The organism is Kitasatospora sp. NPDC086801 (assembly GCF_044745805.1).
Classification (GTDB): domain Bacteria; phylum Actinomycetota; class Actinomycetes; order Streptomycetales; family Streptomycetaceae; genus Kitasatospora.
Genome location: NZ_JBIVAX010000015.1, coordinates 32,422 through 57,068, shown reverse-complemented (window position 1 = coordinate 57,068; position 24,647 = coordinate 32,422). Strand labels below are relative to the sequence as shown.

At 75.9% G+C, this 24,647-nt stretch carries 14 protein-coding genes; all 14 read left to right on the top strand.

What is annotated here, in order from left to right; translation table 11 throughout:
* Position 1 precedes the first annotated feature (1 nt).
* The 14 genes from ACIPLC_RS18395 (at position 2) to ACIPLC_RS18330 (ending at position 24,645) form a co-directional block, all read left to right on the top strand.
* Positions 2–775: a thioesterase II family protein gene (locus tag ACIPLC_RS18395; RefSeq protein ID WP_400474032.1), complete on the top strand. Its 774-nt coding sequence runs from the start codon at positions 2–4 to the stop codon at positions 773–775.
* A 299-nt stretch (positions 776–1,074) separates the two neighbouring features.
* Positions 1,075–2,619: a tryptophan halogenase family protein gene (locus tag ACIPLC_RS18390; RefSeq protein ID WP_400474031.1), complete on the top strand. Its 1,545-nt coding sequence runs from the start codon at positions 1,075–1,077 to the stop codon at positions 2,617–2,619.
* A 29-nt stretch (positions 2,620–2,648) separates the two neighbouring features.
* On the top strand, positions 2,649–3,911 hold the full coding sequence (locus tag ACIPLC_RS18385; RefSeq protein WP_400474030.1) for a cation:proton antiporter: 1,263 nt from the start codon (positions 2,649–2,651) through the stop codon (positions 3,909–3,911).
* 5 nt (positions 3,912–3,916) lie between these two features.
* Complete coding sequence (locus ACIPLC_RS18380) at positions 3,917–4,411, top strand: flavin reductase family protein (protein ID WP_400474029.1); 495 nt, start codon at positions 3,917–3,919, stop codon at positions 4,409–4,411.
* A gap of 46 nt (positions 4,412–4,457) precedes the next feature.
* A complete protein-coding gene (locus tag ACIPLC_RS18375) occupies positions 4,458–6,161 on the top strand; it encodes a 2-isopropylmalate synthase (RefSeq protein ID WP_400474028.1) in 1,704 nt (567 codons plus the stop codon).
* A 130-nt stretch (positions 6,162–6,291) separates the two neighbouring features.
* Complete coding sequence (locus tag ACIPLC_RS18370; RefSeq protein WP_400474027.1) at positions 6,292–7,713, top strand: PLP-dependent aminotransferase family protein; 1,422 nt, start codon at positions 6,292–6,294, stop codon at positions 7,711–7,713.
* Between the two features lie 120 nt (positions 7,714–7,833).
* Positions 7,834–8,856: a 3-oxoacyl-ACP synthase gene (locus ACIPLC_RS18365; RefSeq protein WP_400474026.1), complete on the top strand. Its 1,023-nt coding sequence runs from the start codon at positions 7,834–7,836 to the stop codon at positions 8,854–8,856.
* Positions 8,853–9,134 carry a phosphopantetheine-binding protein gene (locus ACIPLC_RS18360; RefSeq protein ID WP_400474025.1) on the top strand — a complete coding sequence of 94 codons (282 nt, stop codon included), beginning with the start codon at positions 8,853–8,855 and terminating at the stop codon, positions 9,132–9,134. The genes ACIPLC_RS18365 and ACIPLC_RS18360 overlap by 4 nt, the downstream gene beginning before the upstream one ends.
* Positions 9,118–10,281 (top strand): acyl-CoA dehydrogenase family protein, encoded by a 1,164-nt coding sequence (locus ACIPLC_RS18355; RefSeq protein ID WP_400474024.1) that lies wholly within the window; start codon positions 9,118–9,120, stop codon positions 10,279–10,281. Before ACIPLC_RS18360 ends, ACIPLC_RS18355 begins: the two co-directional genes overlap by 17 nt.
* 35 nt (positions 10,282–10,316) lie before the next feature.
* Positions 10,317–11,561 (top strand): HAD-IIIC family phosphatase, encoded by a 1,245-nt coding sequence (locus ACIPLC_RS18350; protein WP_400474023.1) that lies wholly within the window; start codon positions 10,317–10,319, stop codon positions 11,559–11,561.
* Between the two features lie 128 nt (positions 11,562–11,689).
* On the top strand, positions 11,690–12,550 hold the full coding sequence (locus ACIPLC_RS18345; protein ID WP_400474097.1) for a 3-hydroxyacyl-CoA dehydrogenase family protein: 861 nt from the start codon (positions 11,690–11,692) through the stop codon (positions 12,548–12,550).
* The gene (locus ACIPLC_RS18340; protein WP_400474022.1) at positions 12,547–14,481 is read left to right on the top strand and encodes a non-ribosomal peptide synthetase; all 1,935 of its coding nucleotides are present in this window, start codon (positions 12,547–12,549) and stop codon (positions 14,479–14,481) included. Before ACIPLC_RS18345 ends, ACIPLC_RS18340 begins: the two co-directional genes overlap by 4 nt.
* Before the next feature lie 19 nt (positions 14,482–14,500).
* Positions 14,501–19,162 (top strand): condensation domain-containing protein, encoded by a 4,662-nt coding sequence (locus ACIPLC_RS18335; protein ID WP_400474021.1) that lies wholly within the window; start codon positions 14,501–14,503, stop codon positions 19,160–19,162.
* Entirely contained in the window at positions 19,159–24,645 is a 5,487-nt protein-coding gene (locus tag ACIPLC_RS18330) for an amino acid adenylation domain-containing protein (RefSeq protein WP_400474020.1), read from the top strand. Before ACIPLC_RS18335 ends, ACIPLC_RS18330 begins: the two co-directional genes overlap by 4 nt.
* The last annotated feature ends 2 nt before the right edge of the window (positions 24,646–24,647 follow it).

The following is a 24,647-nucleotide window of genomic DNA, read 5'->3' as shown; positions in this document are numbered from 1 at the left end:
TTTGAACGACGACCAACCCTGGCTGGTGATCCCCCGGCCGCGCCCGGAGGCGACCAGGCGGCTGGTCTGCCTGCCGCACGCCGGCGGCAGCGCCGGCTTCTACCGGCCCTGGGCCAACCACCTCTCGGCGGCCGTCGAACTCCAACTGGTCCAGTACCCGGGGCGGGAGGAGCGGATCGAGGACCCCTTCGTCCAGGACGCCGCGATCCTGGTGGCCCAGCTGACGCGGGCCCTGCTGGAGACCGACCGCCCCGGCGTCGAGACGGTCGTCTTCGGCCACAGCATGGGCGCGCTGCTCGCGTACGAGACCGTGCGGTCGCTGCACGCGCAGGGCCTGCCGGTGGCCCGGCTGGTGCTCTCCGGCTACCCGCCGCCGCAGGCGCCGGCCGGCTCCGGCGACGGACCGGCCGGCCGGGAGCCGGCCCTGCCGCGCAGCGACGACGAGCTCCTCGCCACGGTGGCGGGCCACGGCGGGACCCAGATGTCGATCTTCGACGACCCGGACATCCGGGAGATGGTGCTGCCGATCCTGCGCAACGACTACCTGCTGATCGACTCCTACCGGCCCACCGCGCTCCGCCCGGTGGACTGCGGGGTCGTGGTGCTCACCGGGGACTCCGACGTCACGGTGAGCGTCGAGCGGGCCCGCGGCTGGGAGGCGCTGGCCGGCAAGGAGTTCGCCTTCCACGTGCTGCCCGGCGGGCACTTCTACCTGACCGCGCAGCGGGCCCGGGTCATCTCGCTGCTGCACGACTACCTGCTGGACGGGGACTGAGCCGGCCCGGCCGGGCCGCGTGACCCGGCCGGGCCCCGTGTGACCCCGCCGAACCCCCGCCGAACCCCCGCCGAATTCCGGCGAGTTCCGGCGAGTTCCGCCGAACAGATGGCACCCCCAACCATCGGGTGCCATCTGTTCGGCATGTCGGAAAACCCCCGGCGAAGGCCGGGACGCGCTGGAGTGCGTGTTTCCGCTGAGGCTTAAAAGCCTGTTTTCCGCAGGCGCCGCTGCCGGAGGATTTCGAGCCATGGGACAGCCCGGGCTCCGGGTTGAACGACCGGCTGAGAGGGTCAGGAATGCTGGGCAACGTCGTCATCGTCGGTGGTGGGACATCTGGTTGGATGGCCGCCTCGTACCTGCGCGCCGCATTCGGCGATCGCATTTCCGTCACGCTGGTGGAATCCAAGCGAATCAAGACCATCGGGGTCGGCGAGGCGACCTTCAGCACCGTCCGGCATTTCTTCAACTACCTGGGCCTGCCGGAGCACGTCTGGATGCCCAAGTGCAATGCCACCTACAAGCTCGGCATCCGATTCGAGAACTGGCGGCGCAAGGGCCACTACTTCTACCACCCCTTCGAGCGCCTCCGGATCGTCGACGGCCTGCCGCTCACCGACTGGTGGCTGAACAGCCGCTCCGGCGACCGCTTCGACCAGGACGTGTTCCTGATGGCCGCGATCTGCGACGCCCAGAAGTCCCCGCGCTACCTCGACGGCACCCTCTTCGAGCAGGACTTCAAGGAGGGCGGCAACGCGACCGAGCGCGACACCCTCACCGAGCAGGACACCCAGTTCCCGTACGCCTACCAGTTCGACGCCTCGCTGCTGGCCGACTTCCTCTCCGAGTACTCCACCGAGCGCGGCGCCAAGCACATCGAGGACGACGTGGTCGAGGTCGTCCAGGACGACCGCGGCTGGATCAGCGGCGTGCGCACCAAGGAGCACGGCCTGATCGAGGGCGACCTCTTCATCGACTGCACCGGCTTCCGCGGCCTGCTGATCAACCAGACCCTGGAGGAGCCGTTCACCTCCTTCCAGGACACCCTGCCCAACAACCGCGCGGTGGCGCTGCGCGTCCCGGTCGACATGGAGAAGGACGGCCTGCGCCCCTGCACCACCGCCACCGCCTCGGACGCCGGCTGGATCTGGACCATCCCGCTGTTCGGCCGCATCGGCACCGGCTACGTCTACTCCGACGAGTACACGACGCCCGAGGAGGCCGAGGCCACGCTGCGCGCCAAGGTCGGCCCGGCCGCGGACGACCTGGCGGCCAACCACATCAAGATGCGGATCGGCCGCACCCGCAACGCCTGGGTCAACAACTGCGTCGCCATCGGCCTGTCCAGCGGCTTCGTCGAGCCCCTGGAGTCGACCGGCATCTTCTTCATCCAGCAGGGCATCGAGGAACTGGTCAAGCACTTCCCGGACGCCACCTGGGACCCGGGGCTGCGCCGCTCCTACAACCGCATCGTCGGCAACACCATCGACGGCGTACGGGAGTTCCTCGTCCTGCACTACAAGGCCGCGGCCCGCGAGGACAACGCCTACTGGCGGGACGCCAAGACCCGGGTGATGCCCGACGGCCTGGCCGAGCGGATCGAGCTGTGGAAGGCCAAGCCCCCGACGGAGGCCACCATCTTCCCGCACTTCCACGGGTTCGAGTCCTACTCCTACCTGGCCATGCTGCTCGGCCTCGGCGGCATCGAGCTCAAGGCCCCGCCGGCCGTCGCCCTCCAGGACGGCTCCCGCGCGGAGAAGGAGTTCCAGCTGCTGAGCGACCAGTCCGCCGAGCTCCTGAAGCGCCTGCCCAGCCAGTACGAGTACCTCGCCCAGATGCACTGACCCTTCGGCGCCCCGAGGAAGGAGGCACCATGGACAGTCTTCCGTACGTACCGGCCGCGGTGACGCTCGCTCTGCTCGTCCCCGTGGCACTGCTCGGACGCCGGCTGGCGAAGCTGCTGCGGCAGCCGGAGATCGTCGGCGAGATCATGGCCTGCCTCCTGCTCGGTGCGCTGCTGGCGAGCCAGTGGGGCTGGAAGCCGGCCACCATGGACGGCGGGGCCGTCCTGGAGAAGGCGGGCCACCTCGGCCTCGCGCTCTTCCTGGTGGGCGCCGTCCACGAGATCCGGGCCGGCGGCAGCCGGCTGGGCGGGCGCACCATCGCGCTGACCGCCACCGGCTCGCTGCTGCTGCCGCTCGGCTGCGGCGTCGCGTTCGCCGCGTGGGTCCTGGCCGACGGCTCCCCGGCCCTGCGCGGCGGCGCACCGGCCGGGGTGCTGGTCCTGATGCTGGCGATCGCGCTGGCGGTCACCGCCGTCCCGGTGCTGGCCGGCATCCTGGATGACCGCGGCATGCTCAACACCGCGATCGGCCGGCTCTGCATGGCGGTCGCGGTCTCCATCGACGCCGTCACCTGGTCGCTGCTGGCGATCGCGATCGGCCTGGCGCACGGCGGCGGGAAGATCACCCCGTACCTGGTGTTCGTCGTCGGCCTGCTGGGCGCCTGGCTGATCCGCCGGGCCGGCGGCCTCCCCGGGCCCCGGGCCCGGGCCGGGCGGATCCCGGTGGCGGTGCCGATCGGGCTGACCGCCGCCGCGGCCGTGGCCGCCGCCCTGACCACCTCGCGGCTGGGCCTCACCGACGTGCTCGGCGCCGTCCTGGTCGCCCTGGCGCTGCCGGGCGACGACGGCGCCGGCCCCTGGACCAGGGCCGCCCACACCGTCGGCGGCTGGGGCCGGATCGGGCTGCCGCTGCTGTTCACGGTGACCGGCATGGGCCTCGCCTCGGCGCCGCTCAGCGTGTTCTCCTGGCAGGCCGTCGTCCTGTCCGTGGTGCTCGCGGTCTTCGGCAAGCTGGTCGGCAGCTACTTCGGCGCGAGGGCGGCCGGCCGGCCCCCGGTGGAGTGCATGCGGATCGCGGTGTTCCTCAACGCCCGCGGCCTGACCGAGCTCGCCGTCCTCCAGGCGGGGTACCAGGCCGGGATCCTCACCCCGGCGCTCTTCCTCGCCCTCGTCGTGATGGCCCTGTTCACGACGGTGCTCAGCGGCCCGTTGCTGTGGGTCATCGACCGGCGCACGGCGAACGTGGACGCGCCCCGGACCGCGGAGCCGGTCCCCTACCCAGTCGAGCGGTGAATCACGTGGAACTCGTCACCTCAACCCCCTCCGACTTCCGGACCTTCATGGCCGGATTCCCGAGCGGCGTCGCCATCGTCACCTCGCTGGACGACGCCGCCCGGCCCTGGGGCATGACCTGCTCCGCCCTGTGCAGCGTCACCGTCGAACCGCCCACCCTGCTGGTCGGCATGCGGGCGGAGAGCCCGACCCTGAAGGCCGTGCTGCGCAGCGGCCAGTTCGCGGTGAACCTGCTGCACGCCGAGGGCCGCGGCACCGCCGAACTGTTCGCCTCCGGCGACCCGGACCGGTTCGACGCCACCACCTGGCAGCTGCCCCCCGGCGCAGGCGGACCCCACCTCGTCCACGACGCCCACGCGGTGGCCGACTGCCGGGTCAGCCAGCTGGTCCCCGTCGGCGGCCAGCGGATGGTCTTCGGCGAGGTCATCCGGACCACCGAGCTCAGCGACGCACCGCCGCTGCTCTACGGGAGGAGACAGTTCAGCACCTGGCCCGCCTGAGCAGAGCGTTCCCACAAGACGCCCAGACCACCGTTGTGGAGGAGAGATGACCGCTCAACCCACCGACGCGGACACACCGCAGGGCACACCTGCCCGCGACCAGGGCATCCAGCGCCACAGCGCGATGCCGGTCCGGAAGTACCAGCCCTACCAGGCGGTCGGGCTGCCCGACCGCGGCTGGCCGGGCCGCCGTGCGGAACAGGCCCCGCTGTGGTGCAGCGTCGACCTGCGGGACGGCAACCAGGCCCTGACCGACCCCATGGACATCACCCGCAAGCGGCGGATGTTCGACCTGCTGGTCGCCATGGGGTTCAAGGAGATCGAGGTCGGCTTCCCCACCTCCTCGCAGGACGACCACGCCTTCCTCCGTCACCTCGTCGACACCGGCGCGATCCCGGACGACGTCGTCGTCCAGGTCATGACGCCGATCCGCGGCGACTTCATCGAACGCACCGTCAAGGCCCTGGAGGGCGTGCCGCGCGCCATCCTCCAGATCTTCAACCCGACCTCGGAGGTCCAGCGCCGCCTGGTCTTCCGCAAGGACCGCCGGCAGACCACCGCCATGGCGCTCGACGGGGCCGAACAGGCCCTCAAACTCCAGGACTCGATCCCCGGCACGGACATCTACCTCCAGTACGCGCCGGAGTCCTACACCCAGACCGAGCCGGACTACGCGCTCGAACTCTGCAACGCCGTCCTCGACTTCTGGGCCCCGCGGGCCGCGCACACGCTGCGGATCAACCTGCCCTCCACCGTCGAGGTGTTCCCGCCGCAGGAGTTCGCCGACCGGATCGAGTACACCCACCGCAACCTGCTCCACCGCGAGCGCACCATCCTCGGCGTGCACCCGCACAACGACCGCGGCAGCGGCGTCGCCGCCGCCGAACTCGCCGTCCTCGCCGGGGCCGACCGGGTCGAGGGCACCCTGTTCGGCAACGGCGAGCGCTCCGGCAACGTCTGTCTGGTCACCCTGGCCATGAACCTGTTCTCCCAGGGCGTCGACCCGATGCTGGACCTGAGCGACATCGACGGCATCCGCCGCATCGTCGAGAGCTGCAACCAGATGCCCGTCCACGCCCGCCACCCGTGGGCCGGCGACTTCGTCTACACCTCCTTCGCCGGCTCCCACCAGGACGCCATCGCCAAGGGCCTGCGCGCCCGCGAGGAGTCCGGGCAGGAGGTCTGGGACGTGCCGTACCTGCCGATCGACCCGCGCGACATCGGCCGCGACTACCAGGCGCTGATCCGCATCAACACCCAGTCCGGCAAGGGCGGCATCGCCCACCTGCTGCGCACCGAGTACGGCATCGAGCTGCCGCGCCGCCTCCAGATCGACTTCGCCGCCGAGATGCAGGCGGTCTGCGAGGAGATCGGCGGCGAGATCACCGGCGACCAGCTGTGGGAGCACTTCGTCGAGCGGTACGTGGCGCTGGGCACCGAGACCGTGCCCGGGCTGCCGCAGCCGGAGCCGCTGGCGGCCGAGCCCGGTGACACCCGTTGGAGCGGGGCCACCGCCGAGGCGGTGGCCGGCTACGGGCTCGACGCCGTCGTCCAGAGCCTCACCGTGGACCGGGCCGGCGCACCGCTGAACGCGGTCACCGCCGCCTTCGAGATCGTCGTGGACTCCCATTCCTACTGGGGGGTCGGCATCGCCGACGAGGAGGGCGAGGCCGTCGGCCGGGCCGTCCGCGCCGCGTCCCTGCGGGCGCTGCTGGACACCGAGCGGACCGGTCTGTCGGGGGCCCGCTAGGGCCACCGGGCCGTCGGTTCGTACGGGCCGTCGGTTCGCACAGGGCCGATGGGCTCAACGGGGCCGCCGGTCCGGACGGGGCCGTCGGGCCGGACAGGGCCGCCGTGGGCGGGGGAGGGAGGAGCCAAGCATGCCCTGGAACACCTTGATCGACGTGGCACGGGAGGACGTGCTCCCGCTGACCGCCCAGATCCGGGACGGCATCAAGCGGGAGATCGCCGAGGGGGCGCTGCACCCCGGCACCCGGCTGCCGTCGAGCCGTCAGCTCGCCGAGGACCTCCGGGTGTCCCGCAGCGTCGTCGTCGAGGCCTACGGGCAACTCGTCGCCGGCGGCTACCTGGAGGCCACCCGGGGATCGGGCACCCGGGTCGCCACCCACCTGGACCGGGGCACCCGGATGCCGACCCTGCTCGGCGACGCCCGCCCCGCCCCGGTGATCCGCTGGGACCTGCGGGCCGGCGGCGCCGACGCCTCCGCCTTCCCGCAGCGCGAGTGGCTGGCCGCCTACCAGCGGGCCGCGCGCCGGCTCGGCCCGCGCGACCTCGGGTACCCACCGGTGTCCGGCGTCCCGGCGCTGCGCGCCGAACTCGCCCGCTACCTCGGGCGGGCGCGCGGCGTGCACACCACCCCCGAGCACGTCATGGTGGTCTCCGGGTTCGCCCAGACGCTCGGCCTGGTCTGCGCCACGCTGCCCCGCACCGGCCTCGGCGCGCTCGCCGTCGAGGACCCGTGCCACCCCCAGCAGCGCCAGTTCATCGTCGAGTCGGGCCTGGACTGCCCCTCCGTCCCGGTCGACGAGCACGGTATCGACGTGGCCGCGCTGGCCCGCACCGGCGCCCGCGCGGTGCTGGTCACCCCCGCCCACCAGTTCCCCACCGGGGCCGTGCTCAGCGCCGAACGGCGGGCCGCGCTGGTCCGCTGGGCGGAGGACGTGGACGGCTGGATCATCGAGGACGACTACGACGGCGACCTCTGGCTGGACCACGGCCGCCGGCCCACCGCGCTGCAACGGCTGGCCCCGTCCCGGGTGCTCTACGCGGGCACCGCGAGCAAGTCGCTGGCCTCCGGGATGCGGCTGGGCTGGCTGGTCGCCCCGCCCCGGCTGCGCCGCCGGCTGGAGGAGGTCCGCTCCCAACGGGACCTCGGCTGCGACGTGTTCACCCAGCACGCGTTCGCCGAACTGCTGGACAGCGGCGAACTCGACCGGCACCTGCGGCGCCAGCGCGAACGGCTGCGGGCCCGCCGCGAGGTCTTCCACGAGGCCGTGCGGCGCCGGCTGCCCGGGGCCCGGATCGTGGGCGCCTTCGCCGGCCTGCACGCCTACGTCCAGCTCCCGCACCGGGTGGACGAGGCCGCGCTGGTGGCCCGGGCGCTGCGCCGCTCGGTGCTGGTGCGCGGCGGCCGCTCGTACCACCACCGGTCCTGGCAGTCCGGGCCGGCCCTGGTGGTGGGGTACGCCGGGGTGCCCCGCAGCGGCGTCGCCGAGGCGGTGCGGGAGCTGGGGGAGGCCTACGCCGAGTCGGTGGCGGACGGCTGCCTGCGCAGCGCCTGAACCGAGCCCCCGCGCGGAACGCGGCCGGGCACACCGAGAGACGCCGGACGGATGCCCGGACGGGCGGCGGACGGACACCGCACGGACGGCGGACAGACAGTGGAGAGTCGAGGACACGGCATGGTGACGACGAGGACGGGGGGCGCCCCCGCGCCGCTCGCGGTGCGCGAGGCGGCCTGGCACCTGCCGGAGCAGCGGGTGCCGGTCGGCGAGCTGCCCGAACTGGCGGGCCTGGACGGCGAGCGCAGAACCACGCTGGCCGGCCTGGGGATCGACACCGTGGCCGTCGACCGCGACCTCGGCCCGACCGGGCTGGCCGAGCGGGCGGCCCGCAGCGCGCTCGCCGGCGCCGGGCTCGCCGCCCAGGACCTGGACGCCCTGATCGTCGTCGACTCCCGGGCCCCCGAGACCCTGCTCAGCTCCGAGGCGACCAGACTCCAGGCCCGGCTCGGCGCCGACCAGGCCGTCACCTTCGGCGTCGGCGGCCTCGGCTGCGTCTCGCTCGGCCCGGCCCTGCTCGCCGCCCGCGGGCTGCTCGCCGCCGACCCGGACGTCCGGCACGTCCTGGTCGCGCACGCCTCCACCCCGGCCACCCCCGGCCGCTACCGGCACCCGGTCACCGTCAACGGGGACGCCGGGCAGGCCCTGCTGCTCGCCCGCACCGGCCCGGTGCGGGTGCTCGACCTGGTCCAGGAGACCAACGGCGCGTACTGGGACCTCTTCCGGGTGGACTACCAGGACCGCCCCTGGGAGAGCTGGCAGGAGGAGTGCCGGGACCTGCCCGGCTACTCCTTCCGGCTCGCGGTGGAGACCAGGAACCGGCTCACCGCGCTGCTGGAACGGCTGCTCAAGCGGCACGGCCTCGACCGCGCCGACCTCGCCGGCTGCGCCAGCCAGAACCTCTCGGCGGGCGGACTGCGCTTCCTCGCGGAGTCGCTGGGCGTCGAACTCCTGCCGGAGTGCCGGGAGAACCTGGCCCGGTACGGCCACCTGGGGCCGAACGACGTCTTCCTCAACCTCTGGACGGCGCTGGCGAACGGGCGGCTGGCCGAAGGCGACCGGGTCGTCCTGGTCAACGTCAGCCCGGTGGCGGCCTGGAACCTGCTGCTGGTGGAAATCGGACCATGGGAGAGCACCGCGTGACCGACACGGCAATCGAGATACGGGAGTTCCTGACCGTCGCACTGCGCCGGCCGGTGGCACCGGACGAGGACTACTTCGCACTGGGGCTCGCGGACTCGCTGTTCGCGCTGGAGCTGGTGGTCTTCGTCGAGGAGCGGTTCGACATCCGGATCGAGGTGGACGACCTCGACCTGGACTCCTTCCGCACCGCCCAGCGGATCGCCGCGCTGGTCGAGCGCAAGCGGGCCGGCCTGGGCGCGGGCGAGGGGACGGGGGCCGGCCGTGCCGCTCACGGCTAGCGGCACCCGGCCGTCCGCCCCGTCCGGTCCGGGTGCCTCGGTGGTCGACGCCGCGGCCGACCTGGCCGCCGCCGTCCGCGACGACGCCGCCCGCTGGGACGAGCGGGGCGCGCTGCCCGACGAGGCCGTCCGCGCGGTGGTCGCCGCCGGGCTGCTCGGCCTCGACCTGCCCGTGCGCCACGGCGGTGCCGGCGCCACCCCGGCCCAACTGGGCGAGGCCGTCGCGCACCTGGGCGGCGTCTGCGGCGCCCTGCGCGCGCTGCTCACCGTCCAGGGCATGACGGCCGCGGCGCTGCTGCGCTGGGGCGGCGAGGAGCAGCGCGCGCGGTGGCTGCCCGCGCTGGCCTCCGGCGAACGCCTGGCCGGCTTCGCCGCCACCGAACGGGAGGCCGGCAGCGCGCTCGCCGAGGTCGGGACGCGGATCGAGGACGACGGCGAACGGCTGGTCGTCACCGGCGCCAAGCGCTGGGTGACCTTCGGGCAGAGCGCCGACGTGTTCCTGGTGCTGGGGCGCACCGACGCCGGCCCGACGGCCGTCCTGGTGGAGGGCGACCGGCCCGGGATCGTCCGCGAGCCCGTCAGCGGCCAACTCGGCCTGCGCGCCGCGCGGATCGCCCACCTCACCTTCGACCGGGTGCGGGTGCCCCGGGAGAACCTGGTGGCGCCGCCCGGGCTGGGCCTGACCCACACCGCCGCCGTGGCGCTGGACCACGGCCGGTTCACGGTGGCCTGGGGCTGCGTCGGCATGGCGGAGGCCTGCCTGGCCGACGCCGCCGAGCACGCCGCGCGGCGGGTCCAGGGCGGTGTGCCGCTGGCCGGGCACCAACTGGTGCGCTCGCTGCTCGCCCGCTCCGCCGTCGACACGGCGGCCGCCCGGGCGCTGGCCGAGCGGGCCGCCGAGGCCCGGGCCGGCTCGCCGCTGGGCGCCGCCACCGAGACCGTGGTCGCCAAGTACGCGGCGGCCGGGGCGGCGAAGGCGGTCGCCGACCGGGCGGTCCAGATCCTCGGCTCGGTGGGCTGCGAACCCGGCAGCCGGGCCGGCCGGTTCTACCGGGACGCCAAGGTGATGGAGATCATCGAGGGCAGCCCGCAGGTCGCCGAACTGCACATCACCGACCGCCTGTTGCGCCAGGGGGTGCACCGATGACCGGGCCGGAGTCGACTGGGCCGGAGTCGACTGGGTTGGAGCCGACTGGATCGGAGTCGACGGGATCGGATCGGCCGACCGGGCCGGAGCGGCCGACCGTCAAGGTCCTGGTCTGGGACCTCGACGACACCCTCTGGGACGGCACCGTGCTGGAGGGCGACGACCCCGTGCCGTTCCCCGCCGCGACCGCCGCCCTGCGGGCGCTGGACGAGCGCGGCGTCCTGCACGCCGTCGCCAGCCGGAGCGACCCGGCCGTTGCCACCGCCCACCTGGAACGGCTCGGGCTGCACGACCTGTTCACCGTGCTGGAGGTCGGCTGGGGGCCCAAGTCGGGCGCGGTGCGCCGGATCGCCGAGACCATCGGCATCGGGCTGGACACCGTGGCCTTCGTCGACAACGACCCGGTCGAGCGCGCCGAAGTGGCCGCGGCCCACCCCGTGGTGCGCTGCTACCCGGCCGAGCAGGTCGACGCCCTGGCCGAACTCCCCGAGTTCCGGCCCGAGTTCGTCACCGCCGACGCCCGCGAACGTCGGCTGCGCTACCGCGGCGAGGCGCGCCGCACCCAGGCCCGGGAGGAGCACCAGGGCACCCCGGAGGAGTTCCTCGCCTCACTGGGACTGGAACTGACGATCCGTCGGGCCGGGCCGGACGACCTCGCCCGCGCCCACGAACTCACCGTCCGCACCCACCAGCTCAACACCACCGGCCGGACCTACGGCCTGACGGAGCTGCGCGCGCTGTGCGACTCGCCCGACCACCGGGTGCTGGTCGCCGAACTGACCGACCGGTTCGGCGACTACGGCACCATCGGCCTCGCGCTGAGCGAGCGGACCGGGCACCGGGAGGGCGGCGGCTCGGCCGGGCCGGCCGAGGTGCTGCGGCTGCTCCTGCTGTCCTGCCGGGTGATGTCCCGGGGCGTCGGGCCGGCGCTGATCGGGCACGTCGTGCGCGCCGCCCTCGCCGAAGGGCGCCGCCCGCTGGCCGAGTTCGTGCCCACCGACGTCAACCGGGTGATGCTGGTGAACCTCCGGTTCGCCGGGTTCACCGTGGTGGGCCAGGAGGGGGAGGGCCGGCTACTGCTCGGCTACCCGCCCGCAGCCCCGCCGCCCTCGCCGCCGGGCCACCTGAGGCTGCTCGCTCCCGAGGCGCCTGAAGCCCCCGCGGCCCCTGCGGCCCCCGAAGACCCCGTGACCCCCGAGGCGCCCGCTGCGCGTGAGGCCCCTGCCGACGCCCCCGCAGACGCCCCCGCCGACGCCCCCGACGCCCGGAACCGGCCGTGACCGGGCCGGAATCCGCCGTGACCAGGAAGGACACCGTGCACACGCAAGACACCCAGAACCGCGAGGCCGGCGAGGACCGGGCGGGCGGCACCGGCCGGATCCCGGTCGGGATCGTCGGCGCCGGCACGATGGGCACCGCCGTCGCCCAGGTCTTCGCCGCGGCCGGGCACCCCGTGGTGGTGGTCGACCGGCAGCGGGCCGCCCTCGACGCCGGCCCCGGCCGGCTGCGGGACGGCCTGCGGGCCGCGCGGCTGCTCGGCCGCCGCCCGGCCCCCGGTGAGGCTCGCGGGGAGGCCCCCGGCGAGGCCCGCCCCTCGGCGGCGGAGACCGTCGAACTGGTCGACTGGACGGACGAGTTCGGTCGGCTCGCGGCGGTCGGCTTCGTGGTGGAGTGCGCCTCCGAGCGGCTGGCCGTCAAGGAGCAGGTGCTCCGGGAGCTCGACCGGGTCTGCGCCCCCGCCACGGTGTTCGCCTCCTGCACCTCGGCCATCCCGGTCGAGCGGCTCGCCTCCTACACCGACCGGGCCGACCGGGTGCTCGCCACGCACTTCATGAACCCCGCCTACCTCAAGGAGACGGTCGAGGTGGTGCGCGGCCCGGCCACCACCGCCCGGACGCTGGAGACCACCCTCGCCCTGCTCGCCGGGGTCGGCCGCCGCGCCCACGTCGTCCGCGACTCGCCGGGGTTCGTCTCCAACCGGGTGCTGATGCCGATGGTCAACGACGCGGCCGCCCGGGTGCAGGAGGGTATCGCCGACGCGGAGACCGTCGACCTGATCTTCCAGGAGTGCTTCGGCCACGCCATGGGCCCGCTGCGCACGGCGGACCTGATCGGGCTCGACACCATCGTGGACACCCTCGACGTCCTGCTGGAGACCACCGGCGACGAACGGTTCCGGCCCTGCGACCTGCTGCTCGACCTGGTGCGGCGCGGACTCCTCGGCCGCAAGACCGGGCTGGGCTTCCACGCCTACGGGACCCGCCCGTGACCGCCGGGCGGCCGGCCCCCGACGTGCTCGACCTGATCCGGGAACGGTTCCGCACGGTGCCCGACCGGACGGCCGTGGCGGTCGGCGAGCAGAGTCTGACGTATCATCAACTCGACGCCGAAACCAGGGAATTGGCCGATCGGCTGGCCGCAGCCGGGGTCGCCCCCGGACAGCTCGTCCTGCTCCACCGCCGCCAGGGCGTGCGCACCGTCGTCGGCATGCTGGCCGCACTGCGGCTGGGAGCGGCCTGGTGCGTCCTGGAGCCGGAGCGGCCCGCCGCGATGGTGCGCGCCCTGCTGCGCGACAGCGGCTGCGCCGTCCTGGTGTACGACGACGCCGACCCGGCCACCCCGCCCGCCGCCGTGCGGGAGCTGACGGCCGGCTGCGGGCAGCCGGTCACCGCGGTGGCCGAGGGCGGACCGGCCCCGGCCGCAGCCCCGGCCCCGGCCGCAGCCCCGGCCCCGGCCGCAGCCCCGGCCGCGACCGCCGGCCGGCCGGACGCCGAGGTGCCCCCGAACGCGCCCGCCTACGCCGTCACCACCTCCGGGACCACCGGGGAGCCCAAGGCCGTCCTGGTCTCCCGCGGCGCGCTCGCCCACCTGGTCGCCTCCCGCGACGAGGACCCCGCCGCGACCACCTTCACCGCCTCCCGGCTCTCCTGGGACGCGCCGCTGCTGATGCTGTTCCACACGCTGTGCGGCGGCGGCACGGCGGTGCTGCCCGACGAACGGGCCCTGCCCGACCCGGAGGCCGCCGCCGCGCTGATCCGGCGCCACCGGGTCGAGGTGGCGGTCGGCCCGCCCTCGTTCCACCTGCTGGTGCTGCCCCACCTGGCCGGCGCCGACGCCCACCTGCGGCAGTGGATCGTCGGCGGGGAGGCGCTGTCGGCCGCGCAGGCCGAGCGGCACCGGGCCGTCCTGCCCGGCACCCGGCTGGTCAACGAGTACGGCGCCACCGAGACCACCGTCACCGTGCTCGCCCAGCCGGTCGCACCCGTGCCGGTCGACCCCGTCCCGATCGGCCGGCCCACCCCGGGCACTCGGATCCACCTGCTGGACGAACGGCTCGCCCCGGTCGGGCCCGGGCAGGCCGGCGAGCTGTACGTGGCCGGACCGCAGGTCGCCGAGGGCTACGCGGGGCGCCCGGCCGAGACCGCGCTGCGCTTCCTCCCCGACCCCTTCGCCACCACCCCCGGCGCCCGGATGTACCGCACCGGGGACCTCGCGGCCGCCGACCCCACCGGGGCGCTGGTGTTCCGCGGCCGGGCCGACGGGCAGCTCAAGATCCGCGGCGTCCGGGTCGAACGCGAGGCCGTCGAAGCCGCCCTGGAACGCCACCCCGCCGTCCGGCAGGCCGCCGTCCTCGCCGTGACCGGCCCCGACGGCGCCACCGCGCTGGCCGCGTTCTGGCGCCCCGCCGACCCGGCCGCCCCGGCGCCGGACACCGCCGAACTGCTGGCGCACTGCACCGCCCTGCTCGGCGGCCAGGCCCGGCCCGAGCGCTTCGTTCGGGCGGCCGGCTTCCCGCTCGCGCCGTCCGGCAAGACCGACCTCCAGGCGCTGCGCGCCCTGCTCGCCGAGGACCCCGGCGACCCCGGCGAGACCGGCGGGTCGGACGGCCTCGGCGGACGCGACGAGCCCGCCGCGGCGGACGGCGCCCCGCAGCTCGTGACGCGCTACTGGACCGAGGTCCTCGGACACGGCGACTTCGGACCGGACGACGACTTCTTCGCCGTCGGCGGCAACTCGCACCGGATCGTCGAACTCCACCTGCGCCTCGAAGGCCGCTGGCCCGGCGCCGTCCGCGTCGGCCGGCTCTTCGACCTGCGCACCGTCGCGGAGCAGGCCGCGGCCGTCGCCCCGGTGGCCGTCGCCCCGGCGGCCGGACCGTCCACCGGCGGCGCCCGGCCCGACTCCGCGTACGAAGTCTGACGAACGGGAGAGAGCAGCAGTGATCAGGACCCCCGCGACGGCCCCCGCCGACACCGACATCGCCGTCGTCGGCATCGGTGCCCGCTTCCCCGACGCCGACGACCTGGCGTCCTTCCGGGCCAACCTCGCCGCCGGCCGGGACTCCGTCGGGGACATGCCCGCGGCCCGGGCCGCCGCCACCGGACTCGACCCGGACGCGGGCTACCTGCCGATGGGCCATCTCGCCGACGTCCACACCTTCGACCACGCCTTCTTCGGCCTCTCCCGGCGCGAGGCCGCCCTGATGGACCCCCAGCAGCGGATCGCGCTGGTCCTCGCCCACCGGGCCGTCGAGGACGCCGGCTACGCCACGAGCGCCCTGCGCGGACGCCAGGTCGCCGTCGTGCTCAGCGCCGCCGCCTCCGGCTACCTCGGCGCCGCCACCGAACCCGGCCCGCTCAGCGCCCTCGGCAACGTGCCCTTCGCGCTGCCCGCCCGGATCGCCCACGTGCTCGGCTTCGAAGGCCCCTGCTACGCCGTCGACACCGGCTGCAACGGCTCGCTCGTCGCCGTCCACCAGGCCTGCCGCGAACTGCGCGACGGCGAGGCCGAGTACGCGCTCGCCGGCGGCTTCAGCCTGCGCCCCGGCGGCCTGCCCGCCCGGCAGACCGAAGGCATGACCGAACTCGTCTCCCCGAGCGGACGCTGCCGGGCCTTCGACGCCGACGCCGACGGCACCGCCAGCGGCGAGGGCGGCGCCGTCCTGCTGCTCACCACCCTCGGCCGGGCCCGCGCCGACGGCGCGCCCGTCCATGCGGTCATCCGCGGCAGCGCCGTCCGGCACAACGGCCGCGCGGCCGCCACCATCAGCACCCCGAGCGCGCCCGCGCACGCGGCGGTCATCGGCGCGGCCTGGCGCGCCGCCGGACTCGACCCCGCCCTGGCCGGCTACCTGGAGGCGCACGGCTCCGGCACCCGGCTCGGCGATGCCGTCGAACTGGAGGGCCTGGCCCAGGTGTTCGGGGCGCGCGGGTTCGGGGCGCGGGGCCGGCGGCTGCCGATCGGCTCGGTGAAGACCAACGTCGGCCACCTCGACCACGCGGCCGGGATCGCCGGCCTGGTCAAGGCCGTCCTCGCGGTCGGCCACGGCGAGCTGTACCCGTCCCTGCACTTCCGCCGACCCGTCGACGAGGCCGCGCTCGAACCCGTCGAGGTCGTCACCGCGCTGCGCCCCTGGGAGGGCGAGGAGCGGATCGCCGGCGTCAGCTCGTACAGCCTCGGCGGCATCAACGCCCACTGCGTGGTCCAGCGGCCGCCCGTGCCCCCGCGCGCCGACCGGCCGGGCACCCCCCGGCTCGTCGGCGTCTCCGCGCGCAGCCGCACCGCGCTCGCCCGGCTCTGCGCCGACCTCGGCACCGCGCTGAGCGGCCCGGCGGCCTCGGACGCCGACCTCGACGACGTCGCCCTCACCCTCAACTCCGGGCGCACCCACCACGGACACCGGGTCGCGGTGTGGGCCCGCGACACCGCCGGACTCGGCCGGGCCCTGCTCGAACGGGCGGCCCGGCTCGGCGCCTCGGCACCGGCCGGCGGCGCCCCGCGCGGCGGCCGGATCAGGCCGCCCGCCGTCTGCCTGCTGCTCTCCCCGGACGCCGCCCCGGACGCCCCCGGACAGGCCCCGGCGGAGCTGCCCGACGCGCTGCCCGCCACCGGCCCGGCGGCCCGGCTGCTCGCGGGCCAACTGGCCCTCCACCGCGAGCTGTCGCGCTGCGGCGTGCCCGTCGAGACCGTGCTGAGCAGCGGCGTCTCCCGGTACGCCGCCCGGTACCTGCTCGGCACCCTCACCGCCGAGGACACCCGCGAACTCGCCGCCGCCGGGGCCGAGGCCGCGCCGCCCGACCGGGACCGGCTCGTCGCGGCGGCCGAACGGCTCGCCGCCGCCGGACCGGTGGTGTTCCTCGACCCCGGCCCCGGCGGCACCCTCGGGCGGCTGCTCGCCGAGCGGTTCGGCCCGGACGGGCAGGACGGCGCCCGGCTGGTCACGGCGGCCGCCGCCGACGACGGAGGCTTCGCCGCACTGCTCGGCCGGCTGTACGAATGCGGCCTGGACCTGGACTGGCCGGCGCTCGGCCCCGAGCCCGGCACCGCCCGCCGGCTGCGCCTGCCCGGACACCCGCTGGCCGCCACCCCCTGCTGGATCCGGCCCGCACCGGTGGCCCCCGTCACCCTTGCCGCCCCCGCCGCCCCCGCCGCCCCCGCCGCGTCCGTGGCGCCCGCCGCCGAGCGCCCCGGGGCCGGCCCCGTCGAGGACCCCGAACGCTGGCTCGCCGCAGTCCTGGGAGAACTCCTGCACAGCGAGCAGCCGCCCGGCCCGGAGGCCGACTACTTCGAACTCGGCGGCAACTCGATCATCGCCCTCCAGCTCGCCGACCGGATCCAGACCCGCTTCGGCTTCCGCCCCCGGCTGCTCGATGTCTACGAACACCCCGCCGTCGGCGCGTTCGCCGACCTCATCCGCCGCCGGGCCGGCGCCCCCGCGGCCCCCGCCCTGCCGCCGATCACCCCGCGCGACACGCCCCCGGTCACCTCCTTCGGCCAGGACCGGATCTGGTTCCACCACCAGCTCGACCCCGGCACCACGCTCTACAACCTCCCGATGGTCAGCCTGATCAGCGGCCCGCTCGACGTCGACGCCGTCCGCGGCATGTGGCACGACCTGATGCTGCGCCACGCGGTGCTGCGCTCCAACTTCGCCGAGGAGGACGACGAGCCGGTGCTGCGCATCCGCCCGGAGCCCGGCGACTTCTTCACCTTCCATGACGTCTCCGCGGATCCGGACCCGCTCGCCGCCGCCCGCGAACTCGTCCGGCAGGCCGCCGAGCACCGCTTCGACCTCGCCCACGACCCCCTGGTGCGGGTGCTCGTGGTCCGGACGGCCCCCGAGGAGCATGTGCTCCAGGTGACCATGCACCACGCCGTCAACGACGGCGCCTCACCGCGGATCTTCGAACGCGAGCTGCCCGAGCTGTACGCCGCCCGCCGCGAGGGCCGCCCGCACCGGCTCGCACCGCTGCCGGTCCAGTTCGCCGACTACGCGGCCTGGCAGCGCGAACTGGTGGCCGGCCCGGCCCTGGACCGCGAACTCGCCTACTGGTGCGAGACCCTGCGGGACGCGCCGGTGCTGCGGCTGCCCACCGACCACCCACGCCCGGCCCGCAAGGACTACGCCGGCGACCTCGCGGTGTTCACCGTGGACGCCGCCCTGATGCGCGAGCTGCGGCGGCTCGCGGCCGACCGCTCGGTCACCCTCTTCGTGGTCCTGCTCGCCGGCCTCTACCTCCTGCTGGCCCGCCGCAGCGAGCAGGACGACCTGGTCGTCGGCATCCCGACCACCGGACGCAACCGGCCCGAACTGGAAGGCCTGATCGGCTTCTTCAACAGCACCGTGGCGCTGCGCGCCGACCTGTCCGGCGCCCCGTCGGTGACCGGATTCCTGCACCGGGTGCGCGCCGTGGTGCTGGAGGCCCTGGAGCACCAGGAGATTCCCTTCGACCGGGTCGTCCAGGCCCTGACGGACGAGCGCGATCCGGGCCGGAGCCCGCTGTTCGACGTGTTCTACGTGCACCAGGAGCTGCCGCCGATCCAGCAGATCGAGGGCACCTCGACCGGGTACTTCGACATCGGCCACAGCACCGGCAACCTGTTCGGCGGCCTGCCGGCGGGCACCGCCAAGTTCGACCTCACCCTGATCACCTCCGACCGGGTCGGCGACGACGCCATGACGGCCTGCCTGGAGTTCAGCACCCGGCTGTTCACGAGCGAGACGGCGGCCGCGTTCGTCGAGGAGTACACGGCGCTGCTCCGTGAACTCGCCGCCGCCGATGGCGAGGTGCCGATCTCCCGACTGTGGGCCGGGGCGTCGGCGGCCGTCTCCGCCGACGCGGCTCTCGTCTCCGCCGACGCCGTCCCGGCCGCCCCCGCCGAGGTGTCGGCGGCCGGCCCGCCCTGGCCCGTCCGGCTCGACGTCCCCACCGACCGCCCCCGCCCGGGCCGCCCCGACTACACCGAGCGCAGCGTCACCGTCCCGGTCGACGAGTCGCTGCGCGGCGCGATCGCCCGGTCCGGCCCGCACCCCGACCGGGTGCTGCGGGCCGGCTGGCTGGTGCTGCTCTCGTGGATCTCCGGCCAGGACGAGGTGGCGGTCGGCCTGCCCGGCGGCGCCCTGCTCCGGGCCGACCTCGCCGACGAACCCGCCTTCGCCGACCTGCTCGGACGGACCACCCCCGGCGGGACGCCCGGCCCCGGAGCCGAGCCCCCGGTCCGCTCCCGGGGCGACGGCGGTGGCGGTGGCGGTGGCAACGGCGTCGGCCCGCGCGGGGCCGAACTCGACCTGGGGTGGCGGGCGGAGAGCGGCGCCGCCCCCACGGCGCTGACCGTGCACTACGCCCCCGAACTCTTCGACCCGCCGACCGCGGCCGGCTTCGCCACCGGCCTGCGCGAGCTGCTGCGCGGCCTGCTCGCCGAGCCCGACCGCCCGGTCCACGACGTGGCGGCCGACTACGCCGACTGCGCGGACCAGGCCGACTGCGCGGACCACGCCGACTGCGCGGACCACGCTGACCACGCCGACCACGCCGACCACGGCGACGCGCCCGAGGCCGCGACCCCGCACCCCGACGACGACACCGTGAGGGCCCTGTGAGCAGCTCCACCGCCACCCCGCTCGACGCCGCCCGGCGAGCCGTCCTGCGGGACACCCCGTCCCTGCCCGCCGACTGCGTGGCGCGCCTGGTCCGCTTCGAGGGCCCGGTCGGGCTGGACCGGCTGCGCCGCGCCGTGGCCCGGGCCCTGGCCGAACGCCCGGACCTGCACACCGGCTACCGCGCGGCCACCGGGGGCGGCGCCGGTCTGCTCCGTCCGGCGGACCCGGCCCAGCCGCCCGCCGTCGCGGTGATCGACCTCGACCCGGAGGAACTGGACGGCTGGCTCGCCGCCGAGCTCGTCCGCCCGCTGGACCTGCTCGGCGGGCCCCTGCTGCGCCACGTGCTGATCCGCCGACCCGACGGCGGGCTCAGCTGGTTCCTGCGCCACCACCGGCTGGTCGACGACGACGCCGGGCTGGCCGCACTCGTCCGCCGGGCCGGCGAGCTGTACGCCGAGGACGGCGAGACGGCCCCGGCGCAGGCCCCCGCCCAGGCACCCGCGCCGGACCCGGACACCGACCGGCCCGCCGACCGGGCGTACTGGCGGGAGGTCCTGGGTCACACCGGCCCCGAGCCCGCCGCCGCCCGCCCGGCCGGGGCCGCCGCGCCGCCTGCCGACCTGCCCTGGCTGCCGGTGGCCGACCCGGCCGCGCTGGCCCGGGCCGCCCGGGCCGGCGGCGCGGGCCCCGCCGCGGTGCTGCTCGCCGCCGCCGCCGTCCACGCGCACCGGCTGACCGGCGCGCGGGAACTGCTGCTCGGCCACTGGACGCCGGCGCCCGGCCCGGTCGGCCGCGGCCTGGTCGTCCCGGTGCGCCTCGCCCCGGCCCCCGGGCTCAGCTTCACCGACGTCCTCCGGCAGGCGGGCCGCGCACTGCGCGCGGCCCGCCGCCACGGCCACCGGCCGGACGTCGACCTGCCCTGGGGCCCGTCCTCCGGGTACGGCCTGGTCACCGGGATCGCCGACAGCGCCGAGCGGGTGGTGTACGGCCCCGGGACGGTCGCCGTCCTGGCCCGCGCCTGGGGCGAGCCGCTGCCCGGCCTGCTCCTGCGCGCCGACCCCACCCCCGGGCCGGCGGACCCGGACGGGGCGTGGCGGGTCGCCGCCGGCGGCCACGGCGCCGACCCGGCGGCCCACCGCCGGCTGGTCCGGTTGCTGGCGCGGCTGGCGGCCCGGCCCGACGAGCCGGTCCACTCCTTCGACCTCGCCGGGGAGGACGAGCTCGCCCTGCTGCGGAAGGCCAACGCCACCGAACACGCGGTGCCCGAGACCACCGTGCCCGCCGCGTTCGCCGCCCAGTTGGCGCGGACCCCGTCCGCCGTCGCGGTGCGCGGCGGGGGCGAGGTGCTGGACTACACCGAACTGGACGGGCGTTCCGAGCGGATCGCCCGGATGCTCGCCGGCCTCGGCGTCGGCCGCGAGGACGTCGTCGCGGTGCTGCTGCCCCGCACCCCCGCCCTGGTCGCGGCGGTGCTGGGCGTGCTGAAGGCCGGCGCCGCCTACCTCCCGGTCGACCCGGGCCACCCTCGCGGCCGGGTGGCGTTCGTGCTGGCGGACGCCCGCCCCCGAGTGGTCCTGACTGCGGCGCAGCTGGCCGCCGTGCTGCCCGAGCCGACCGCCGACGGCCCGTCCGTCGTCCTGCTGGACGAGGCGGCAGCACCGAATGTGACCGCCGTGCCGGCCGAGACCGCCGTACCCGCCGCGCCGGCCGAGACCGCCGTACCGGCCGTACCCGCCGCGCCGGCCGCACCCGCCGTACCGGCCGGGCCCGGGCCCGTGCCCGCCGAGGCGCCGCCGACCCGCCCGCTGCCCGGCAACGCGGCGTACGTCATCCACACCTCCGGCTCCACCGGGACGCCGAAGGGCGTGGTGGTCACCCACCGGGCCGTGGCCAACCTCGCCGCGTGGGCGGCGGCCGACCTCGGCCCCGAGGCCCTCTCCCGGGTGCTCGGCTCCACCTCGCTCTCCTTCGACCTGTCGGTCTTCGAGCTCCTGGTGCCGCTGTTCGTCGGCGGCAGCGTCGACCTGGTGGACAACCTGCTCACGCTGCTGGAACGCCCGGACTGGTCCGGCAGCCTGGTCAACACCGTGCCGTCGGTGTACCAGCAGGTCGCCCGGGCGGAGTGGGTGCGCGAGCGGGCGACGACCTACGTGTTCTGCGGCGAGCCGCTGCCCGCCGCGCTGGTCCGCCAGGTGCACGCCCGCAACCCGGACGCCCGGGTGCTCAATCTCTACGGCCCGACCGAGGCCATCGTGTACGCCACGGTCGGGGCGTGCCCGCCCGGTGCGGACGGCGAGCCGTCGATCGGCGTGCCGATCGGCAACGTGCGCGCCCACGTCCTCGACCCGGCCCTGCGGCCCGCGCCGGTCGGCGTCACCGGCGAGCTCTACCTGGCCGGCGACTACCTGGCCCGGGGCTACGCCCACCGGCCCGGGGCCACCGCCGAGCGCTTCCTGCCCGACCCGTTCGGCCCGCCCGGTGCCCGGATGTACCGCACCGGGGACCTCGCCCGCTGGACCGCCGCCGGGGAGCTGGAGTACGCCGGCCGCACCGACCACCAGGTGAAGGTCCGCGGCCACCGGATCGAACTCGGCGAGATCGAGGCCCGGTTGACCGCCCTGGACGGCGTCCGGCGGGCCGTGGTGGTCGCCACCGACGACGGCGAGGGCGACCGCCGCACGACGGCCTTCCTGGTCGCCGCCGAGGGCCGCCCGGCCGATCCCGAGGCCGTCCGGGCGGCGCTGCGCGAGGTGCTGCCCGCACCGGTCGTCCCGGCCGCCCTGGTCTTCCTCGACGACCTTCCGACCAACGCCAACGGCAAGACCGACCGGAGCGCGCTCGCCGCCCTGGCCGCCGGCGCCGCGGCGGGGACCACGCCCGAGCCCCCCGCCGCCCCGGCCGCCAGCCCCACCGAGGTGCTGCGCGAGCTCTTCGCCGGCGTCCTCGGCCTGCCCGAAGTCGGCCCGGACGACAGCTTCTTCGCCCTCGGCGGCGACAGCATCCGCTCCATCAAGCTGCTCCGCCGGGCCCGCCGGGCCGGGCTGGCGCTCGCCCCGGAGGACGTGTTCGCACACCTGACCCCGGCCGGACTCGCGGCCGTCGCCACCGCGCTCGACCCCGCCGACCAGGGCGCCGCCCGGCCCGCCGACGGCGAACTGCTCCCGCTGGACGCCGCCGAACGCGCCTGGTTGCAGGCCCGGTTCCCGGGCCACCGGGACGTGCTGCCGCTGACACCGCTCCAGGAGCGGCTGCTCTTCCCCACCCAGCACAGCCAGGGCGGCGGCGGGGCCTACGTGATGCGGCTGTGGATGCTCTTCGACGGGCGGCTCGACCCGGTGGCGCTGCGCCGCGCCGTCGAGGCGCTCTGCCGCCGCCACCCGAACCTGGCGGCCGGGTTCGTCCGCCTCCCCGACGGCCGGCCCGTCCAGGTCGTCCCGGACCGCCTGCCGCCGTTCACGGAGCTGGACCTCAGCGGTCTCACGGCGGCCGAACAGGAGGCGGAGACCGAGCGGTTGGCCGCCGAGGCCAGGACCACCCGGTTCGACCCGGCCGACCCGCCGCTGATCCGCTTCACCCTGCTGCGGCTGGGCCCCGGAGAGGGCCTGGGAGCGCAGCGGTACCGGCTGGAGGTGGTCGCCCACCACACGCTGATCGACGGCTGGTCCAACCAGCTCCTCCTGCCGGAGCTGTTCGCCCTGTACCGCGACCCGGCCGGGCTGCCCGAACCGGTGCCGCTCCGCGACCACCTGGCCTGGCTGGCCGGCCGGGACCACGAGGCCGCCCGCCGGGCGTGGCGCGAGGCCCTGGCCGCGCCGATCGAACCCACCCTGGTGACGCCGCCCGGGCTGCCGCCCGCCGCCGGGTGGCCGGGCCGCCGCTACCGGCTCCTGGGCGAGGCGCGCACCGAACGCCTCGGCGCCCTCGCCGCGGGGCTGGGCATCACGCTCAACACCGTGCTCCAGGCCGCCTGGGCGCTGCTGCTGGCCGAGCGGACCGGCCGCCCCGACACCGTGTTCGGGATCATCGTCTCCGGCCGCTCGCCGGAGCTGCCGGGCTCCGAGTCCGTCATGGGGTTCCTGATCAACACCCTGCCGCTGCGGGTCACCCTGCGGCCGGACGAGTCCCTGGCCGGGCTGCTGACCCGGGTCCAGCGCGAACAGGCCCGGATGATCGCCCATCAGCACCTGGGAATCCCCGCGATCCAGCGGGCGACCGGCCTCGGCGAACTCTTCGACACCGTCATGGTGTACGAGAACTTCCCGCAGTCCGGGGACCAGGGCGACGCGCTCCCGGGGGTGCGGATCACCGCCTCGGGCAGCGAGACGGCCGCGCACTACCCGCTGTCGCTGATGGCCATCCCGAGGGACGGCGGCGGACTGGAACTCGACATCCTGCACCGCGAGGACGCCGTCGACGCCGAGGCCGCCGACGCCCTGCTCGCCCGGTTGCTGGGGCTGCTCGACACCCTCGTCGCCGAGCCGGACACCACCGTCGGCGCCCTCGACCTGCTCGACCCCTGGCCCCCGGCCGCCGGGCCCGCCTGCACCCCGCTCCCCGCCGACGCCACCGCCGACGCCACCGCCGACGCCGCCGAGCCCGCCCTGCCCGCCGACGGCCTGGAGCCCATGCTGGCCACCCTGCTGCCGCTGCGCTCGACCGGCACCGGGGCGCCGCTGTTCTGCGTGCACCCGGCCGCCGGGATCGGCTGGACGTACGCGGCGCTGCTGGGGCCGCTCGGCGACCGGCCGCTCTACGTCCTGCAGTCCCGCGGCCTCGACGGCCGGGGGCCGCTGCCGGCCAGCCTGGAGGAGGTGGCCGAGGACTGCGTGCGGGAGATCCGCGCCGTCCAGCCCGACGGGCCCTACCACCTGCTCGGCTGGTCGTTCGGCGGCCTGGTCGCCTACGCCGTGGCCGCCCGGTTGCAGGAGCAGGGCGCCGAGGTGGGCCTGCTCGCGATGCTCGACAGCTACGTGCTCGCCGACCTGCCCGCCCGCTCGGAGTCCGAGGTGCTCGCCGAGCAGGGCCATGTCCGCAACGCCCTGCTGCGGCTGACCGGCGTCGACCGCCCCGCCGACGCGCCCGCGCCGACCGCCGAGGAGTTCCTCGCCCTCGCCAAGGACTCCGACTCGCCGCTCTCCGTCTTCTCCGAACACCACCTGACCGCGCTCGCCGAGGTCTACGACAACAACGTCCGGCTCGGCCGGGCCTTCCGCCCCGGCGGGTACCGCGGCGACCTGCTCCTCATCGAGGCCGTCCCCGAGACCAGCGGGCCCGTCCAGGACCCGGAGACCTGGCGGCCCTACCTGGCCGGTGGCCGGCTGCTGCGGCACCGGACCGACCACGGCCACCAGGACCTCGGCGGCCCGGCCGCCCTCGTCGACCTCGCCCCGGCGCTGCTCGACCGGCTCGGCGACCCGGCCGGGCCACAGGGTCCGCAGGGGCCGCACCAGCCGCACGAGCCGCACGAGCCGGAGAGGAGCTGAAC